Annotated in this window: 19 protein-coding genes; 11 read left to right on the plus strand and 8 right to left on the minus strand. The window is 61.6% G+C overall.

Features of this window, described 5'->3' with window-relative positions; translation table 11 throughout:
* The first annotated feature begins 5 nt into the window (after positions 1 to 5).
* The 3 genes from glnG (at position 6) to ACB028_RS15270 (ending at position 3,395) form a co-directional block, all read left to right on the plus strand.
* A complete protein-coding gene (gene glnG, locus ACB028_RS15260; RefSeq protein WP_371144639.1) occupies positions 6 to 1,424 on the plus strand; it encodes a nitrogen regulation protein NR(I) in 1,419 nt (472 codons plus the stop codon).
* Positions 1,425 to 1,566: 142 nt separating this feature from the next.
* Positions 1,567 to 2,568 carry an adenosine deaminase gene (gene add / locus ACB028_RS15265; protein ID WP_371144640.1) on the plus strand — a complete coding sequence of 334 codons (1,002 nt, stop codon included), beginning with the start codon at positions 1,567 to 1,569 and terminating at the stop codon, positions 2,566 to 2,568.
* Between the two features lie 155 nt (positions 2,569 to 2,723).
* Positions 2,724 to 3,395 carry a class I SAM-dependent methyltransferase gene (locus ACB028_RS15270; RefSeq protein WP_371144641.1) on the plus strand — a complete coding sequence of 224 codons (672 nt, stop codon included), beginning with the start codon at positions 2,724 to 2,726 and terminating at the stop codon, positions 3,393 to 3,395.
* A 110-nt stretch (positions 3,396 to 3,505) separates the two neighbouring features.
* On the opposite strand, the gene rmuC is transcribed toward ACB028_RS15270, so the two are convergent.
* Together rmuC and ACB028_RS15280 are read right to left on the minus strand one after the other, a co-directional pair.
* Entirely contained in the window at positions 3,506 to 4,846 is a 1,341-nt protein-coding gene (gene rmuC, locus ACB028_RS15275; RefSeq protein ID WP_042072552.1) for a DNA recombination protein RmuC, read from the minus strand.
* A complete protein-coding gene (locus ACB028_RS15280) occupies positions 4,843 to 5,058 on the minus strand; it encodes a hypothetical protein (RefSeq protein WP_026456343.1) in 216 nt (71 codons plus the stop codon). Before ACB028_RS15280 ends, rmuC begins: the two co-directional genes overlap by 4 nt.
* A 140-nt stretch (positions 5,059 to 5,198) precedes the next feature.
* Between ACB028_RS15280 and ACB028_RS15285 the strand changes: the two genes are divergently transcribed.
* Entirely contained in the window at positions 5,199 to 5,723 is a 525-nt protein-coding gene (locus ACB028_RS15285; protein ID WP_201981862.1) for a ferredoxin-type protein NapF, read from the plus strand.
* A gap of 56 nt (positions 5,724 to 5,779) precedes the next feature.
* On the opposite strand, the gene ACB028_RS15290 is transcribed toward ACB028_RS15285, so the two are convergent.
* The 6 genes from ACB028_RS15290 to ACB028_RS15315 form a co-directional block, all read right to left on the minus strand.
* Positions 5,780 to 6,232: an Rrf2 family transcriptional regulator gene (locus ACB028_RS15290; protein WP_026456341.1), complete on the minus strand. Its 453-nt coding sequence runs from the start codon at positions 6,230 to 6,232 to the stop codon at positions 5,780 to 5,782.
* 288 nt (positions 6,233 to 6,520) lie between these two features.
* Entirely contained in the window at positions 6,521 to 7,360 is an 840-nt protein-coding gene (locus tag ACB028_RS15295) for a PfkB family carbohydrate kinase (RefSeq protein WP_371144642.1), read from the minus strand.
* 103 nt (positions 7,361 to 7,463) lie between these two features.
* On the minus strand, positions 7,464 to 8,435 hold the full coding sequence (locus tag ACB028_RS15300; RefSeq protein WP_042025300.1) for a LysR substrate-binding domain-containing protein: 972 nt from the start codon (positions 8,433 to 8,435) through the stop codon (positions 7,464 to 7,466).
* 155 nt (positions 8,436 to 8,590) lie between these two features.
* Positions 8,591 to 9,319, minus strand: coding sequence for a glutamine amidotransferase (locus tag ACB028_RS15305; RefSeq protein WP_201942264.1), 729 nt, complete (start codon positions 9,317 to 9,319; stop codon positions 8,591 to 8,593).
* Between the two features lie 82 nt (positions 9,320 to 9,401).
* Complete coding sequence (locus ACB028_RS15310) at positions 9,402 to 10,898, minus strand: CoA-acylating methylmalonate-semialdehyde dehydrogenase (protein WP_371144643.1); 1,497 nt, start codon at positions 10,896 to 10,898, stop codon at positions 9,402 to 9,404.
* 76 nt (positions 10,899 to 10,974) lie between these two features.
* Positions 10,975 to 12,306 carry an aspartate aminotransferase family protein gene (locus ACB028_RS15315; protein WP_201981856.1) on the minus strand — a complete coding sequence of 444 codons (1,332 nt, stop codon included), beginning with the start codon at positions 12,304 to 12,306 and terminating at the stop codon, positions 10,975 to 10,977.
* Between the two features lie 185 nt (positions 12,307 to 12,491).
* On the opposite strand from ACB028_RS15315, the gene ACB028_RS15320 reads away from it, so the two are divergent.
* From ACB028_RS15320 to ACB028_RS15350, 7 genes are all read left to right on the plus strand, one after another.
* Positions 12,492 to 13,034, plus strand: a complete 543-nt coding sequence (locus ACB028_RS15320; protein WP_371144644.1) for a cupin domain-containing protein — start codon at positions 12,492 to 12,494, stop codon at positions 13,032 to 13,034.
* A gap of 124 nt (positions 13,035 to 13,158) precedes the next feature.
* Positions 13,159 to 14,655, plus strand: a complete 1,497-nt coding sequence (locus ACB028_RS15325) for an aldehyde dehydrogenase (RefSeq protein WP_042027124.1) — start codon at positions 13,159 to 13,161, stop codon at positions 14,653 to 14,655.
* Between the two features lie 125 nt (positions 14,656 to 14,780).
* Positions 14,781 to 14,951: a hypothetical protein gene (locus ACB028_RS15330; RefSeq protein WP_167335337.1), complete on the plus strand. Its 171-nt coding sequence runs from the start codon at positions 14,781 to 14,783 to the stop codon at positions 14,949 to 14,951.
* Positions 14,952 to 15,077: 126 nt separating this feature from the next.
* A complete protein-coding gene (gene rarD / locus ACB028_RS15335) occupies positions 15,078 to 15,980 on the plus strand; it encodes an EamA family transporter RarD (RefSeq protein ID WP_042027126.1) in 903 nt (300 codons plus the stop codon).
* A gap of 66 nt (positions 15,981 to 16,046) precedes the next feature.
* Positions 16,047 to 16,868 (plus strand): helix-turn-helix domain-containing protein, encoded by an 822-nt coding sequence (locus tag ACB028_RS15340; RefSeq protein WP_371144645.1) that lies wholly within the window; start codon positions 16,047 to 16,049, stop codon positions 16,866 to 16,868.
* Between the two features lie 110 nt (positions 16,869 to 16,978).
* Positions 16,979 to 17,623 (plus strand): LysE family translocator, encoded by a 645-nt coding sequence (locus ACB028_RS15345; RefSeq protein WP_042072568.1) that lies wholly within the window; start codon positions 16,979 to 16,981, stop codon positions 17,621 to 17,623.
* 296 nt (positions 17,624 to 17,919) lie between these two features.
* The gene (locus ACB028_RS15350; protein ID WP_371144664.1) at positions 17,920 to 18,954 is read left to right on the plus strand and encodes a YeeE/YedE thiosulfate transporter family protein; all 1,035 of its coding nucleotides are present in this window, start codon (positions 17,920 to 17,922) and stop codon (positions 18,952 to 18,954) included.
* Positions 18,955 to 18,963 lie beyond the last annotated feature (9 nt).

Genomic DNA, 18,963 nt, shown 5'->3' on the forward strand with positions numbered 1-18,963 from the left:
CCACCATGACCGCCAAAGTGTGGATCGTCGATGACGACAGTTCTATCCGCTGGGTGCTGGAGCGCACCCTCGGCAGCGAAGGCTTCACCTGCGAGAGTTTCGCCGATGGCGAAGCCCTGCTCCATGCCCTGGAGCTGCGCTCGCCCGATGTGATCCTCTCCGATATCCGGATGCCCGGGATCGACGGCCTGAGCCTGTTGGAGCAGATCCACCGCCGTCAGGCCGACCTGCCCATCATCATCATGACCGCCCACTCGGATCTCGATAGTGCGGTCAACGCCTACCAGCGCGGCGCCTTCGAATACCTGCCCAAGCCGTTTGACATCGACGAGGCCGTGGCCCTGGTTCGGCGCGCCGAGAATCACCTCAAGGAGCAGCGCACCAAGCGCAAGGCACGCCAGCAGGAGGCCAGCAGCCCCCCGGAGATCATCGGCGAGGCGCCGGCGATGCAGGAGGTGTTCCGCGCCATCGGCCGCCTGTCGCGCTCCAGCATCTCGGTGCTCATCAACGGCCAGAGCGGCACCGGCAAGGAGCTGGTCGCCCATGCCCTGCATAAGCACAGCCCGCGCGCCCACAAGAATTTCATCGCCCTCAACATGGCGGCCATCCCGAAAGATCTCATCGAATCAGAGCTGTTCGGCCACGAGAAGGGAGCCTTCACCGGCGCCAACAACATCCGTCACGGCCGCTTCGAGCAGGCCGACGGCGGCACCCTGTTTCTCGACGAGATAGGCGACATGCCCCTTGATGTACAGACCCGACTGCTACGGGTGCTGGCAGATGGCCAGTTCTACCGGGTCGGTGGCCACCAGCCGGTGCAGGTAGATGTGCGGATCATCGCCGCCACCCACCAGAACCTGGAGAAACGGGTCGCCGACGGCGAGTTTCGTGAAGACCTGTTCCACCGCCTCAACGTCATCCGCATCCATATTCCGGCCCTCAAGGAGCGGCGCGAAGACATTCCCCAGCTGGCCCGTCACTTCCTGCTGCGCGCCGCCAAGGAGCTGAACGTGGAGGCCAAGAGCCTGCATCCGGATACCCAGGCCTATATCAGCCGCCTGCCCTGGCCGGGCAACGTCCGTCAGCTGGAAAACGTCTGCCGCTGGCTCACCGTGATGGCCTCCGGACAGGAGGTGCTGGTGAGCGACCTGCCCACCGAGCTGCTCACCCCCATCACCAGTACTGCCGAGCCGGGCCAGCCAGCCCTGTCCGGCGGCTGGCAACAGCAGTTGCAGGAGTGGGTGGCCGCCAAGCTGGCGCTGGGGGAGATCGACATCCTGGCGGATGCCATGCCCCAGTTCGAACGGATCATGCTGGAGACAGCGCTGGAACATACCCACGGCCACAAGCAGGAGGCCGCCCGCCTGCTCGGCTGGGGTCGCAACACTCTGACCCGCAAGCTGAAAGAGCTAGACATCTCCTGAGTCCAGAGGAAAAACGATTCCCATCACGCCTTGGTAAATCATTGCGCAACAAGAGCCCCGTTTGATTTCAAACGGGGTATCTTTTTTGAAAGCCCCCCCTAGAATGGCAGGCTTTCAACCCCGACTCGAAGAAGGCGATATCATGATTGACAGATCTCTCCCCCTGACCGACTTGCACCGCCATCTGGACGGCAACATCCGCCCGCAGACCATCCTCGAGCTGGGACGTCAGTACAATATCCGGCTGCCTGCCGATGAGCTGGAGGCACTGCGCCCCCACGTCCAGATCGTCGAGAACGAGCCGAGCCTGGTCGCCTTCCTGAAGAAGCTGGACTGGGGCGTGGCCGTGCTGGCCGACTATGACGCCTGCCGCCGGGTCGCCTACGAGAACGTGGAAGACCTGCTGCGCGCCGGCATCGACTATGCCGAGCTGCGCTTCAGCCCCGCCTATATGGCGATGGCCCATAAGCTGCACCCGCAAGGGGTGGTAGAAGCCGTCATCGACGGCGTGGCCGCCGGCAGCCGCGATTTCGGCATCAAGACCAACCTCATCGGCATCATGAGCCGCACCTTCGGCACCGAGCAGTGTCGCAGCGAGCTGGAAGCCTGCCTGGCCCATCGCGACAGGCTGGTCGCCATCGATCTGGCCGGCGACGAGCTGGGTTTCCCGGGCGAGCTGTTTACCGATCACTTCCGCCAGGTGCGGGATGCCGGCATGCGCGTCACCGTGCACGCCGGTGAGGCCGCCGGCCCCGAGAGCATGTGGCAAGCCATTCGCGAGCTGGGTGCCGAGCGTATCGGTCACGGCGTCAAGGCAATTCAGGATCCGGCCCTGATGGCCTATCTGGCCGAGCACCGCATCGGCATCGAGTCCTGCCTCACCTCCAACCTGCAGACCACCACGGTGGCGAGCCTGGCCGAGCACCCGATCCGCCAATTCCTGGCCGCCGGCGTACTGGCCTGCCTCAACACCGACGATCCGGCGGTGGAAGGCATCGATCTGCCCTACGAATACGATGTAGCCGCCCCGGCCGCCGGCATGACGGCGAGCGAGATCCGCACCGCCCAGCAAAATGGCCTGACCCTGGCCTTCCTGAGCGATACCGAAAAAGCCGAGCTGAGCGCCCGCGCTGCCAATCGCTGATTAGCTTCCCATTTAAATAAAAACGGCCCACTTCGGTGGGCCGTTTTTATTTGGCTATGACGACTCATAGTTTCAAAAACATCGTGCTCTCCACAAATTCAATATCGACAACATGAGATATCTTGGCCGAGTTTGGCATGAGGGGAGACATAGCCATGGGAAAGAATCTGGATATATTCGGCAAGGCTCTACGAGATCACTACCTGAATCAAGGTAATGAGATGCTACAAATTAATATTGAGGGACAAGAATCATACCGTCTCCCATTATCTATATTTTTTCGACCGGCAGATTACTATGCCATTGATCGTTTAGCCTTGTCCCTGTGTTGTGGACGTATTTTAGATATAGGCGCGGGGGCAGGTGAACACTCGCTATTCCTGCAAAAGCATCGCCGCGATGTGACCGCGTTGGACATATCACCATTGGCTTGTGAAGTGATGCGGTGGAGAGGGATCAACAGGGTCATCAACGCGGACATCTTTTCCGCCCGTTTCGATGCAGAATTCGATACATGGTTGCTCTTGGGCCGTAGCATAGGCGCGGTGGGGAGCCTTCCCATGCTCTCTTGCTTTCTCTCTCTTGCCCATCAATATCTGTCGACAAATGGCCGGCTCATTCTGAACTCGACCAACGGCACAACCAACCTGACGACAATACGAAAACTCTCCTTTGAATATAAAGATGAATGTGATGAAACTGTCAGCTGGCTGGATATCGATCAGGACACATTGCGCCACCAGGGCGAAATATATGGCTTCTCAACTGAAATACTTCATAAGGAGGACGATGGTAATTACTTGGCTATTTTGAAAAAACAGCCATGACTATTTCCCCTGGTAATGAAGACGCTGGCAAGCCATCGCGTATGATTCCACTCCCCTGGAGTGCATAGCGGGCATGGTTGGGCTTGGCTGACGCCGAAGAAAGTGAGCGATTAATCCCGCGCCTGGTCGCGCTCCAGCGCCCGCTCCACCAGCGGCTCGGGCAGAGTCTTGGTTACTTCCACCCCCAGCTCGCGAAAACGCTCGGCCTGGGCGATCAGGTTACCACGACCATTGACCAGCCGCCCCATCGCCTTGTCATAGCTCTCCTGCGCCTTGTGCAGGCTGCCGCCCATCTGCTGCATCTCTTCGACAAACAACCGCAGCTTCTCGTAGAGGCGCCCCGCGCGCTCGGCGATATGACGGGCATTCTGGTTCTGCCGCTCGTAGCGCCACAGATTTTCGATGGTGCGCAGCGCCACCATCAGGTTGGTGGGGCTCACCAGCAGTATGTTGTTGTCGAGCCCGTAGCGCACCAGCGAAGGATCCGCTTCGAGGGCGGTGAGAAAGGCGGGCTCCACTGCGACGAACATCAGCACATAGTCGAGGGTACGCACCCCGGGCAGCTGCTGGTAATCCTTGCGGCCCAGCTCGCGGATATGGTTGCGCACCGAGGCGACATGCTCCTTGAGGGCGACCGATTTCTCCAACTCGTCGTCGCTGTTGTACCAGCGCTCGTAGGCGGTCAGCGACACCTTGGCATCGATGATGATGTCTTTTTCCTGCGGCAGGTGGACGATGACGTCAGGCTGATAGCGCTTGCCCTTGTCCACCTCGATATTGACCTGGGTGTGGTACTCGTGCCCTTCGCGCAAGCCGCATTCGCTCAGGATGCGGGCCAGCACCACCTCGCCCCAGTTACCCTGCTGCTTGCTGTCCCCCTTGAGGGCGCGGGTCAGGGCCGCCGCCTCTTCGGTCATGCGGGCATTGAGCTCGGCGAGACGCTCCAGCTCGAACTTGAGGCTGTGACGCTGGGCCGTCTCCTGGGCGTGGGTTTCCCCTACCTGACGACGAAAGCCCTCGAGTTGCTCTTTCAGCGGTGTCAGCAGCAGATCGAGACTGTTCTGATTCAGTTCGCGGAAGTTGCCCGAGTTTTGCTCGAAGATGCGGTTGGCGAGATTTTCGAACTGCTGGCTGAGGCGCTGCTCCGCTTCCTGCTGCAACTGCAGCTTCTCGGCGGCGGCCAGCCGCTCGCTGCGCAGGGTCGCCTCGGCATCCTTGAGACGGGCGGTGAGCTTGATCAGCAGGGTCTGCTGCTGATCCAGCTTCTGCTGACCCAGCATCCGCTCATCCTGCAGCTCGTCGAAACGATCCTGCAGCGCCTGATAACGCTCCTGAGCCAGCAACAGCTCCCTGGCTTGGGCGGCACTGGCCCGGCGTCCGGCCAGCCAGCCAATCCCCAGGGCCAGCACGGCGGCAGGCAGCAGGATCTCCCAGAGCCCGGGCTCGATCATTTGCGACTCCGTTGACGCAGAAAGAGTTCAAGATAGCGGTTAGCCAGCAACCAGATCACCACATAGAGGAGATAGGCGGCCAGCACCACCCACTTGTGCATGTTGACGCCGGTATCAAGCTCGACAAACTCGATACCCTTGATGCGACAGTAGATCCACATCAGCAGAGGAAACACATACAGCAGGGAGGCACGCCAGAGAAATAACCACATATGTTTTCATTCAGTCACGCAAAAAGACCCGCCTAGCTTACACAAGGGCAACCGCCCTTGCGATCCTGACTGCCGCGATTCTCTGGCTTGCGTCCATAAACTCCGATAAAATTAACCCCTAATAGGTATTAGGGGTGGGCATGACTCATTATTTCCTCCGTTGGCTGACACAAGGTTGGCAGGCTTCCCGCGCACCCGCCGTAGTGTGCCAGGAAGCACGCCCGCCATGGGCCATCGAGGAATCCCAGTATCTCTCCCTCTGTACCCGCTGCGGTGAGTGCTTCAAGGCATGCCCGCGCGGCCTGCTCAAACCCGCCTCCCGGGAAAAATATCAAGGCAGCCCGATCGCCGGCACCCCGGTGCTGGATCTCGAATGCGGCCAGTGCAGCTACTGTGGCAGTTGCGCCAGAGCCTGCCCCACCGGCGCCCTCGACCTGCAGCTGGGACGCCAGGTGCAGACCCGGGTCCAGATCGACGAGGCCAGCTGCCAGGCCCGTCAGGGCTTCTACTGCCTGCTGTGTGAAGATGCCTGCCCCCAGCAGGCGATCAAGGCCACCGCCGATGGAGTCAGCGTCAATATGGAAGCGTGTGACGGCTGTGGCGCCTGCGGACTGGCCTGCCTGCACGGTGCCATCACCCTGATCCGCCAGCCGGGCAACCGCTGATACGAAAAAGGAGCCAGCAAGGGCCCCTCTTATGTCTTGTTCGTTCCCGTTTCGGATCACGCCATCGCCAGGATGGACTCCTGTTCTATACCCAGCAGGTGGCACAGACGGGTAGGATCGCGTACCGCATCGGCCAGGGTGTACTCACCCAGCACTTCCAGGAAGGCGTTCATGGCGCGACGCAGGATCCCCTGAATGCGGCAGCCGCCGGAGAGGCGACAGTTCTCGCGCTTGCAGTCGACCGGACAGAGCACATGCTCCATGTCCATCACCACGTCCCGCAGATTGATGGATACCGCTGCACGGCCAAGGCGGATGCCGCCATGCTTGCCACGTACCGTCTCTATGTACCCCTTGATCCCGAGCTGGTGCACTATCTTGACCACGTGGTTGCGGGAGATACCGAAGGTGTCGGCCACTTCGGTGATGGTCGACAGGCGATCGCTCGGCTGGACGGCCAGGAAGGTCAGGGTACGCAGGGCATAGTCGGTAAATCGTGTCAGTTGCATGGTCGCACTTGCCTCTTACTACAAGCCAGAAATCAGGACGACAACATTGAGCTAAGAGGCAGGAGACAACCGCGTCGCCTGTGCGGGCCTGTCTCTTAATCTGAGTTGCGGAATGACAGGTTAAGAGCAGCACAACCGGGTGTCGATGAAGATGCACATAAATCGACACTTTCTTTGATTGATCGCAAACTTGCCGGGTTATCCCGGCGTTTGGTGGCATTATGGCGGGGAAATTTCCAGAACTTGGCACACTACCAGCTCTCGCGTTCGCCCCTTGTCAGGGGAACTTCAGTGGGGCTGTTTCAGCCATTTCTTGAGGGCAAGGGAAGGGATGGAGCTCTCGGAGGCGACCGCAAAGGCCCCCCAATCCACCGCGCACTGCAGAGCCTCCTCGATTGCCATGCCCCGCGCCAACCCGTGGATCAGGCCGCCGGCGAAGGCATCTCCAGCCCCCGTGGTATCGACCACGGAGACGGGCCGCGCCGCCACCCGGATCTGCTCCTCGTCATGAATGGCCACGGCGCCGGCCTTGCCTTCCGTCAGTACCAGCCACTCCAGCTGCTCACCGGCCAGCTGGCGGGCATGTTGCCAAGGATCGCCCACCTCCCCGAGATCGGAGCGGGAGGCGATCAGCACGTGGCAAGGGCGGCGCACCTGCCCGCCCTTGGGGTACTGGGCTACCACGAAGCTCTTGCCGAGCATCTGGCGCATATAACCCACCATGGCGGTGCCCGGATAGTTCACATAGAGGCAGTCCACCCCCTCCAGCGGCATGTCGCCGGGCAGATCCGGGCGCCGGGGGCGCCTGAGGATGGTGCGCTCGCCGGTGGCATCCACCAGGATCAGCAGTTCACCGGTCTCACCCCCGAAGCGCTCCACGTGGCTGCAATCCAGCCCGTAACCGGCCGCCTGTTCCAGCAGCCAGTCCCCCGTCTCGTCCAGCCCAATGCGGGAGGCGAGGGTCACCTCATGACCGGCCCAGACCAACCCGATGCCGGTGTTGGCGGCGCCGCCACCCAGCCTGCGCCCCTGATCCACATATTGCAGACGGGCACCGGCCACCAGGGGTTCGGAGAGGGAGAGCACATGATCACAGTTGAGATTGGCAAGCAGCAGAATCCGGGACATAGCGACCTCTAACGACGAGTCTGAAAACGGCACAGGCAGAGCCCAGAGTAGAGCTCAGCCAGCCCAGAGGTGCAACCGGCAGAGGGGCAGGATCCGATCCGGATCAATAGATGGGCAGCTCCACCCCGGCCATCAGCTCATCAATGCGCGCCTGGGTCGGCTGCTGCATCACATTCTGGATCACCTCCTTGGTGAGGTGGGGCGAGAAGGAGCTGATGAAGTCATACATATAGTTCTGCAAGAGGATGCTCTTGCTGAAGCAGATCTGCGCCGGGCAGGGTTTGAACAGGTGCTCCAGATTGATGGAGACCAGCCCGGGGCTGTCGGTATCGTTGGCCACCAGCGACGAGATGATGCCGATGCCAAAGCCCAGCTCCACATAACGCTTGATCACCCCAGCATCCATCACCGTCATGTAGTAGCTCGGCGAGAGGCCCGCGGCCTGAAACGCGTCGTCCTGCACCTGACGGCCGGTTGCACCACTCTCGTAGCTGAGGATGGGATACTGGCAGAGTTGCTCCAGAGTCGGCTTCTTCACCCTGGCCAGCGGATGATCCTGCGGCACCACCAGGGAGAGGGTCCAGAGGTAGGCCGGCAGGGCGATGAGCTCCTTGTCGAAGCCAATCTCGTGAGCCACGATGGAAAAATCCGAATACCCCTTGCTGATCTGCTCCTTGCTGGCCGACATCACGGGATGGAGGTGGAACGAGATCTTGGGGTACTTCTTGGTGAAATAGGTGACCGATTTGGGCAGCAGGTAGCGGGCGATGGTGTGGGTGGTGTGAATATTGAGGGTGCCCACGGTCGGATCCAGATACTCGCGAGAGATCGCCTTGATCTTGCTCTCTATGTTGAGCATCGCCTCGGCACACTTGATGATCTCCTCCCCGACCGGGGTGATGCGGTGCAGGTGCTTGCCACGACGCTCGAAGATCCGCACGCCCAGCTCGCTCTCCAGCAGGCCGATCTGCTTGCTGACACCGGGCTGGCTGGTATAGAGCGCATCCGACGCCACCGAGACATTGAGGTTATGGTCCCGGATCGCGATCAAGTACTTCAGTTGCTGTAGTTTCAAGGCTTCACCCTCTCAGGCTGGCGCGGCGTTCAAGCCAGACAAACTGGCCGCCACAAAGGGCGGCCAGTGTATCATTCATGGCCGACATCGCAGCGCTTGATCCTTCATTTTGCTACAAAATCTAGCACTCCAAGGGGGTGGCTGACAAACCGGCCTCAGGCTTCGCCAGGCTGCACCGGCAAGATCCCCAGAAACTGCAACAACCACTGCATCATGGTGGCGGAATCCACTTCCCCCTCCAGCGAGGAGAGGCTGTGTTGATAGCGCTCATCGGGCAGCAAACCGCGCCGGCGCTCGATCAGCGCCCGGTTGTACTCCACCGAAAATTCCGGATGCCCCTGTATGGCGACGATATGATCACCCTGCAAAAACATGAAATTGGGACAAAAGTCATTGCCCGCCAGCCGGGTGGCTCCGGGAGGCAGCAGCGCGACCTGATCCTGATGGCTAGCCAGGATGCGGATCTGCTCGCGCGCCGGCGCCATCCAGGGCGCATCAGCCAGCATGGGATGGACCGAGACCCCCAGCCCCCACCCCTTGGTAGACTTCACCACCTCCCCCCCCAGCGCCTGGGCGATCACCTGATGGCCGAAACAAACGCCGGCCAATTTGACGTCGGCGTCGTGAGCACGACGGATCCAGTCGCGTAGTGCCTGGATCCAGGGAACATCGCTGTAAGCATCGTGGCGGGATCCCGTGATGAGCCAGGCATCGCACTCGCGCAGATCTTCCGGCAATTCGCCATCGAGGGCCGACCAGACCCGAAATTCCAGTTCAGGCGCCAGCGGCTGGAATCCCTTGATAAACATCTCGGAGTAAACGGGGCCAAAACGATCCACCAGATCGGGATCCAGCCGGTCACAATCAAGAATACCCAATCGCATCTGTTATTCCTTTACAAAGTTGCCCCCGCAGATCCATGACCTGCGGGGGCAAAGCGTTAATCCATGGCAGTGGGGCTGAACGTCACTTCATGGTCGGCATGGAGAATTCGGCACCGCTGCGCAGACTCTGGGGCCAGCGTGCCGTCACCGTCTTCATCCGGGTATAGAAGCGCACCCCATCCGGTCCGTGCATGTTGAGCGGCCCGAAGATGGACCGCTTCCAGCCGCCAAAGCTGTGAAACGCCATGGGCACGGGGATGGGAACGTTCACCCCTACCATACCGACCTGCACCCGCGCCGTGAAGTCCCGCGCCGTATCGCCGTCACAGGTGAAGATGGCGGTGCCATTACCATACTCGTGCTCGTTGATGAGCTTGAGCGCCATCTCGTAATCGGGGACCCGCACGATGGAGAGCACGGGGCCGAAGATCTCCTCCCGGTAGATGCGCATCTCCGGGCTCACCCGATCGAACAGGCAGCCACCGATGAAGTAACCCTCCTCATGTTGCAAACCACGGCCATCGACTCGCAGTTGAGCCCCTTCGGCCACCCCTTGATCCACATAACCGCGCACCTTGGCCAGATGCTCGCGGCTGATGAGGGGGCCCATTTCGTTCTCTTGTGCCTGCCCCAGCCCGGGGCCGACCCGCAGTTTCTCCACCAGCGGTGCGAGGCGCGCCACCAGCGCATCGGCGGTTTCATCCCCCACTACCACGGCTACCGAGATGGCCATGCAGCGCTCCCCGGCCGCCCCGTAAGCTGCCCCCATCAGGGCGGAAACTGCCTGCTCGAGGTCTGCATCCGGCATCACCACCATGTGGTTCTTGGCGCCGCCCAGCGCCTGCACCCGCTTGCCGTGGGCCGAAGCGGTCGAGTAGATGTACTCGGCGATGGGGGTGGAGCCGACAAACGACACGGCACCCACTCTCGGATCGGTCAGCAGCACGTCCACCACCTCCTTGTCGCCGTTCACCACGTTGACCACGCCGTCCGGCAGGCCGGCCTCCTTGAGCAACTCGGCCATGCGCAGGGAGAGGGACGGATCCTTCTCGGACGGCTTGAGGATAAAGGTGTTGCCGCAGGCAATGGCCACCGGGAACATCCACAGCGGCACCATGGCCGGGAAGTTGAACGGCGTGATACCGGCGCACACCCCGACCGGTTGCATCATGGAGTAGCTGTCCACCCCGCGCCCCACGTTGAGGGAGTGCTCCCCCTTGAGCAGATGAGGGATACCACAGGCGAACTCCACTACCTCCAGTCCCCGGGTCAGCTCGCCCTGAGCGTCGGAGAAGACCTTGCCGTGCTCGCGGCTGATGAGCTCCGCCAGCTCGTCCCTGTGTTGCTCCATCAGCTCCTTGAAGCGAAACAGCACCCGCGCTCGCACCAGCGGCGGGGTCTGCGACCAGTCAGAAAAGGCCTGCTGGGCCACAGCGATGGCCTCCTGGCACTCCGCCGCGCTCGACAGTCCCACGCTTCCCTGCTGCTTGCCACAGGCCGGATTGAAGATGGCCCCCTGGAGCTCGCTGCGACTCTCCTGACGTACGCCGTTGATAAAATTGCTGACCCTGTATGTCATGTATCCTCCGTGATGGGTAATGGCTGGGTGCGCCCGACCTGCTCAAGGCCCCGCCGAAGCGGGGCCATTGGCGGGATCAGGGCTGGGCCTGCAGGGCATCCTGCAGCAGGGTAAAGAGATCGTCGATCTGGCTGCGCTCTATGATGAGGGGCGGCGACAGGGCGATGATGTCGCCGGTGACCCGGATCAGGGCCCCCTTCTCGAAGCAGCGCACAAACACCTCGTAGGCACGCTTGCCCGGCGCATCCGGCATGGATTCGAGCTCGATACCCGCAACCAGACCATAGTTGCGCACATCCTTAACGTGCTTGCAGCCCTTGAGCGAATGAGCCGCCTCCTCCCAGTAGCCCGCCAGATCGGCGGCGCGGCTGAGCAGGTTTTCGTTGCGGTAGATCTCGAGGGTCGCCAGGCCTGCGGCCGCAGCCACCGGATGACCGGAGTAGGTATAGCCGTGGAACAGCTCGATGGCCCCCTTGCCCGCCGCCATCATGTCGTCATAGATGTGGTTCTGTACCAGCACGGCCCCCATGGGGATAGCGCCGTTGGTGAGCCCCTTGGCACAGGTGATCATGTCGGGGATGACATCGAACTCCTGGGCGGCAAACGGGGAGCCGAGGCGACCGAAGCCGGTGATCACCTCGTCGAAGATCAGCAGGATGCCGTGTTTGGTGCAGATCTCCCGCAGCCGCTTGAGGTAGCCCTTGGGCGGCATGATGACGCCAGTGCTGCCGGCGATGGGCTCGACGATGACTGCAGCAATATTGCTGGCGTCATGCAAAAAGACGATCTTCTCCAGCTCGTCGGCCAGGGTGACATCCTCGTCAGGCAGTCCCTTGGTGAAGGCGTTTTTGGCGATGTTGAGGGTGTGGGGCAGATGATCCACCCCGGTCAGCAGGGAGCCGAACCATTTGCGATTGCCGGGAATGCCGCCCACCGAGATGCCGCCAAAACCTACGCCATGGTAGCCGCGCTCGCGGCCGATGAGCCGGGTGCGGGTCCCCTGACCCCGGGCACGCTGCCAGGCCAGTGCGATTTTCAGCGCCGTATCGACGGATTCAGACCCGGAATTGGTATAGAAGACGTGGCCGAATCCCTTGGGGGCTATCTCCACCAGCCGGTTGGCCAGCTCGAACGGCAGGGGGTGGCCCATCTGGAACGTGGGAGCAAAATCGAGGTGGGAAATCTGCTGGGAGACCGCTTCGGCGATCTCGCGGCGACCATGACCCGCGTTGCAACACCAGAGCCCGGCCGTGCCATCCAGTATCTTGCGGCCATCCTCTGAGTGATAATACATCCCCTCTGCCGACTTCAGGATGCGCGGCGCCGCCTTGAACTGCTGGTTGGCGGTGAACGGCATCCAGAAGGCGGACATGTCGGAGGGGGTATTGATGTCGCTGATCGGTTTCATGGTCACCTCATCCTTAAGGTGTTTAGCAACTCTCGGCTATCGCCTATTAAATTAAACACCTGAATTCCTAAAAAAGGGCTCATTATTGCCCTGTCCGGTGTCACCCCGGCTAGATGGCATGAGCAGGGTGGTATAAGATATTTAACACAAATTTAATAATAGTAAACAGCAAGGAGTGTCTATCGATGGATATCGGTCACCGTCTCAAGGCGGTTCGCACCAAGGCCGCCCTCTCCCAGCGGGAGCTGGCCAAACGTTCGGGCGTGACCAACGGCTTCATCTCCCAGATCGAGAAGAATCAGGTAAGTCCCTCCGTCGCCTCCCTGCGCAAGGTGCTGGAAGGCATTCCCATGTCCCTGGCCAGCTTCTTCACCGACGAGACAGAAATGGACTCCGAGGTGGTCTTTCGCGCCGATGAGATGCCGGACCTCGGCTCCCACCCCATCAGCTACCGCCTGGTGGGCCACAGCCGTGCCAACCGCGCCATCGGCATGCTGCAGGAGATACTGCCGCCGGGCGCCGACACCGGTGACGACATGCTGAGCCACGAAGGGGAAGAGTGCGGCATCATCATCCGCGGTGAAGTCGAGGTCACGGTGGGCGAGCAGATCTACTTGCTGGCGGCCGGGGATGGCTACTACTTCGACAGCCGCACCCCGCACCGGTTTCGCAACGTGGGCGAGCAGGAGTGCGTGCTGATCTCGGCCAACACCCCCGCCAGCTTCTAAACGACGGCGCCTCCTCGGCAGGGAACAGTGTTTAAGAAATTGTTACAAGATTGATTTACAAGTGGCGGGTTGTTTAGCATATTGATACGCGGGAACTGACTTAAGACCGGTTCAAGGAGTGAACATGAGTGACCTGACCCTGGCCCAGTGGCAACACAAGGCCGCCCACCTGACCCTGCCCTCGCAAGCCTTCATCGACGGCAGCTACCGGGACGCCATCAATGGCGCCACCTTTGACTGCATCAATCCGGCCAACGGCCAGCTGCTGACCAAGGTTGCAGCCTGCGACGCCGCCGACGCCGAACTGGCGGTGCAGGCTGCCCGCACCGCCTTCAATGACAAGCGCTGGAGCGGCCTGTCACCGAAACAGCGCAAGCAGATCCTGCAGCGTTTCGCCGAGCTGATGCGCCTCAATCTGGTGGAACTGGCCCTGCTGGAGTCGCTGGACATGGGCAAGCCCATCGGTGATGCCATGGGTTACGACGCCCCTGCCGCCGCCAACTGCATCGCCTGGAACGCCGAGGCCATCGACAAGATCTACGATCAGGTTGCTCCAGTAGAGGAGTCCGCGCTGGCACTGGTGACCCGCGAGGCCCTCGGCGTCGTGGCCGCCATCGTGCCCTGGAACTTCCCGCTGGTGATGGCCTGCTGGAAGCTGGGCCCGGCGCTGGCCACCGGTAACTCGGTGATCCTGAAACCCTCCGAGAAATCCCCCCTCACCGCCCTGCGCATCGCGGGCATTGCCAAAGAGGCGGGCATTCCGGACGGGGTCTTCAACGTACTGCCGGGCTTCGGCCACACGGTGGGCGAGGCGCTGGCCATGCACATGGACGTGGACTGCATCACCTTCACCGGCTCCACCAAAATCGGCAAACATCTGGTGGAGTGCTCCGGCAAGTCCAACCTCAAGCGCGCCTTTATGGAGTGCGGTGGCAAGAGCCCAAATATCATACTGGCGGACGCGCCGGATCTGGACGCCGCCGCCCGAAGCGCCGCCGGGGCCATCTTCTACAACCAAGGCGAGGTGTGCACCGCCGCCTCCCGCCTGCTGGTGCAAAACAGCATCAAGCCGCAATTCATGGAGCGACTGCTGGCCCACGCCCGCGAGTGGATCTCCGCCAACCCCCTCGACCCCACCACCCGCATCGGTGCCATGGTGGACGACATCCAGATGGCGCAGGTACTGCGCTATATCGATATCGGCCAGCAAGAGGGGGCCAAACTGCTGCTGGGAGGCAAGCGCACCAATGAGGAGAGCGGCGGCTTCTACATCGAGCCCACCATCTTCGACGAGGTGACCCCAGAGATGCGCATCTTCCGCGAGGAGATCTTCGGCCCCGTGCTGGCGGTGACCGGCTTCGATACCCTGGAGGAGGCGATCGCCCTTGGCAACGACACCGACTACGGCCTGGCCGCGGCGATCTGGACGGCGGATCTCAACAAGGCGGTCAAGGGCTCCCGCGCCCTGCGCGCAGGCACTGTGTTCGTCAACAACTGGGATGGCGGCGACATGACAATGCCGTTTGGCGGCTTCAAGCAGTCCGGCAACGGGCGCGACAAGTCATTGCATGCGCTGGAGAAATATACCGAGCTGAAAAGTACCTGGATCCAGCTGGAATAATCGCAGAAACAGCTTCCATCTTCGCAAAAGGGGGTTAAAACCCCCTTTTTCATTTTTCCCCTTTCATCGCACGTCTCAATCGATATAATTATCAAACAGGCAAGTCGTTAAATATTAAGATAAAAATGTTATTTTTTCTGGGAAGTGTACTGTTTCTGGTGATCGGCCTACCCCTGCTGTTTTTCGCACTGGGGCATGGTGAAGCCTACGTGACCTGGGGCCCCTGGATCTCGGCCATCGCCCTGATGCTGTGGCTGCTGCGGGACGTCGACAAGATCCGGCGCGGTGGTCGCTAGACGTTAAAACATATCGTCACCATCGATCTTTCCCCATTTATTCGCTTCTGTCCCTCCTAAAGGATCGCTACACTGGTTTTTTTGCGATGCGTTCTCGCATCCGACTCTCCAGTGAAGGTCATCCGCATGCAGCAACAAATTCAGCGCCAGGGCGTCATCTACGCCTTGTGCGCCTACACCCTTTGGGGTCTGGCCCCCATCTACTTCAAGACGATTTCGGCCGTACCGGCCGCCGAGATCCTGACCCACCGCATGATCTGGTCCTGCGCCCTGCTGCTGGTGCTGACCCTGCTCGGCCGCCAGTGGCACAAGGTACAGGCGGTGCTGCGTCAACCCAAAGTGTTGCTCACCCTGGCCTTCACCTCGGTGACCGTCGGCGGCAACTGGCTGCTGTTCATCTGGGCCATCAACAACGGCCACATGCTGGATGCCAGCCTCGGCTACTACATCAACCCCCTGTTCAACGTGCTGCTCGGCATGCTGTTTCTGAGCGAGAGGCTGCGTCGCTTGCAGTGGTGGGCGGTCGGGCTGGCGGCGATCGGCGTCGCCATCCAGATCATCGCGTTCGGCTCCCTGCCCTGGATCGCCCTGGTGCTGGCGGCGAGCTTTGCCATCTACGGCCTCATTCGCAAGAAGCTGGCCCTCGACGCCCTCACCGGCCTCTTGATCGAGACCCTGATCATGTTGCCCCCGGCCGCCTTCTATCTGTGGGGTATTGCCGACAGCCCCACCAGCCATATGACCGAAAACAGCTGGCACCTGAATCTGCTGCTGATCGCCGCCGGCGTGGTCACCACGGCCCCCCTGCTCTGCTTCACCGCCGCCGCGACCCGGCTCAAGCTCTCCACCCTGGGCTTCTTCCAGTACATAGGGCCCAGCCTGATGTTCATCCTGGCGGTCACCCTGTACGGCGAGGCACTGGCGCTGGACAAGATGGTCACCTTCGCCTTCATCTGGAGCGCCCTGGTGCTGTTCAGTCTGGACGGGCTGCGCAGCGGCAGCCGCCGGCCGGTAACACAGCAGGATTGACGGTGTGGCTCGTCGCGCTGCAATAATCTACAAGCCTTGAGCCGGGTTTCAGGTTATCAATAGACGATGAGCACACCCCACTCCCGCATCCACTACTGGCAATCCCGGCTGTTGCCGGGGGTTGAACTCTCCCACTCCCACCACAGGGAGTTCAGCTATGGCCGCCACGTTCACCTGGACTACCACATCGGTCTGGTGCAGCAGGGCGGCCAGAGGTTCATCCACAAGGGCGGCAGCCACAACCTGGTGCGCGGCGAGCTCTCCACCGTCAACCCGGACGAGATGCACGATGGCCTGAGCCTGCTGCCGGAAGGGTACGAGGTGCGGGTGTTCGCCATCGCTCCCGAACAACTGGCCATCTGGCTGCCGGACAGCCCTGAACCCTTCTTCGACAAGGGACTGCAAAGCCGTCCCGACCTCTATCTGGGTTTCGCCCGCCTGCACATGTATCTGGGCGAGGCTCCCGAACCTGACGGCCTGCTGGCGGAGAGCCAGCTGCTGGCCCTGCTCGGCGAGCTGCTGCATCTCGCCCCCGAACGCCACGCCCTGGCCGATACCCAGCTCAGATACCTGCGCGACCATCTGCTGGCCCGGCTGGACGAGCGCCACAGCCTGGAGGATCTGGCCGCCCTGTTCGGGCTGGATCGCTTCGCCTTCCTGCGCCAGTTCAAGAAGAAGACTGGCATGACCCCCTACGCCTGGCTCAAGCGACTGCGACTGGAGCGAAGCAAGCGCCTGCTCGGCAGCGGCCTGCCGGTGAGCGAGGTGGCGCTCGCGGTCGGCTTCTTCGATCAGAGCCACTTTCACCACGGGTTCCGGCAGGCCTTCGGCCTCACCCCCGCCGACTACCGCCAGCAGATGCGCCCCGTCTCAGACGTACCGGGCTGATGACGGCCACTGGCACGGACTGATCCGCGGCGATCGGTGCAATCTTTTACAATCAAACCGGCCCCGCTTCCTTCATCCTGTGACCTCATCATGTCGTTGAGGTTATGCCCATGTTTACCAGCCTGTTTCTGACCATAGGTCTCATCCATCTCGTTGCCCTGGCGAGCCCGGGCCCCGACTTCGCGCTGATCCTGCGCACCAGCCTGCACAGGCCCACTGCCCTTGGCGCGGCGCTGGGCATCGCTCTCGCCATCTTGCTGCACGCCACCCTGAGCCTGACCGGCATCAGCTTGCTGATCGCCGAGCATTACTGGTTGTTCATGGCGGTGAAGATGGTCGGCGCCCTCTATCTGGGCTGGCTCGGCTGGGGGGCGCTGATGGCCGCCTGGCAAGGGGCGGGTGAGCTGGCTTTCAAGGCCGGTGGCGAGCGCGCCGGTTGGCGCAAGGGGGTGCAGAGCGGCCTGGCCACCAACTTGCTCAATCCCAAGGCGCTGTTGTTCTTCATGGGGCTGCTGGCCGCCATGGTGACGCCCCAGGTGGACGGCCTGACCCGAGGCTTGCTGGTGCTGGAGCTGTTCCTGCTGTCGCTCTTCTGGTTCGGAGCCCTGGCCTGGAGTCTCTCCACCGTCCGGGCACAACGCCTGCTCGGCCGGGTTCAGCGCCCCCTCAACCTGGTGACCGGCCTGCTGTTTGGCGCCGTCAGCCTCTCCATCCTGGGTGGCATGCTGGGCGAACTCTCCCGCGCCTTCTCCTGATCAGTGAAGCGCCGCCCCCTGTCGTGCTGGCCCCTGTTGTGCACCATGTCGGCAGACTAGCCCCACTCTGCTGTTCACCCTGCGAGCAAGCCGCACAGTAAATTGATCTGGATGGGGTTTTCTTTTCACTTTCAACGCAAAGCTCCAATCAGAGCTGGCCCCGTTTGTCGTGGAGGAATAGGATGCTCGGCTATCTTCCATGACACATAGGAAACAACATCATGAATCGAAAATGGTCGCTCCCCATCGTGGCAATCGCGGGGGGAGCGTTACTCTGGCTAGGCAACACCTTTGGTATGAAATGGGCTCTGATGGCCCTGATTGGATTCGGTTTCGGCTTTACTCTCTCCTTCAGCCGCTTCGGCATCGTCTTCGGTTGGCGTGAAATGCTGACCAAACGCAACAGCTACTACGTGCGGGTACACCTGCTCACCATCGCCATCGAGATCCTGCTGTTCACCACCTTTCTCTCCTTCAGCCACGCCCTGTTTGGTGATGCTATGGTGGGCAACGTGATGGCTATCGGCATTCCCTTCATCGTCGGCGCCTTCCTGTTCGGTATCGGCATGCAGCTGGCGGGCGTCTGCGCCACTGGCACTCTCTACTGCTGTGGCGAGGGGCAACCTCGCTTCTGGCTGGTGCTGATCTGCTACGGCATCGGCACCCTCATCAGCAACCAGTTTCGCCCCGAGCTGGAGGCCACCTTCTCCAGTCAGGTCGTACTGGCCAAGGATCTGACCGGCAACCTCTGGAGCGGCATGCTGCTCAACCTAGCGCTGGTCGCCGTGCTGTTCCTGCTGTTTCGCAAGAGCGAGCGGCAGTACACCGGCGAGATCAAGCCCATCTTCAGCGGCGGCAACCTGTTCTGGCGTGACGGCCGCTTCACCGTGCTGACCGGCGGCATCATCATCGCCCTGCTTAACTCCAGCGTGGTCGCCCTGCACGGCTCGGCCTGGACCATCACCGGCGCCGTCTATGACATGGCGCTGCGCGGCGCCTCCCTGTTCGGCCTGTTCGAGGGGAACCCGAAACTGGCCCAGCCGCTGTTCATCAACCCCATGGTCGGCATGTTCTGGCTGGGGATCCTGGGGGCCATGCTGGCGCGCTGCATCAGCGGTGGCGGCAACTTCGCCCCGATCCGCCTCGGCAACAGCATGGCGGCCATTCTCGGCGGCCTGCTGATGGGCATGGGGGCCATGTACAGCGCTTGCAACCTGGGCGGCTTCTTCGATGGCACGGCGTCGGGCAGCCTGCACGGCTGGGTCTGGATGCTGATGGCCCTCGCCGGCAGCCTGATCGGCATCCGCCTGCGGCCGCTGTTCGGGCTCTGATCTGCCACA

The sequence above is a fragment of the Aeromonas sp. S9(2024) genome (genome assembly GCF_041403185.1).
Lineage (GTDB): Bacteria > Pseudomonadota > Gammaproteobacteria > Enterobacterales > Aeromonadaceae > Aeromonas > Aeromonas enteropelogenes.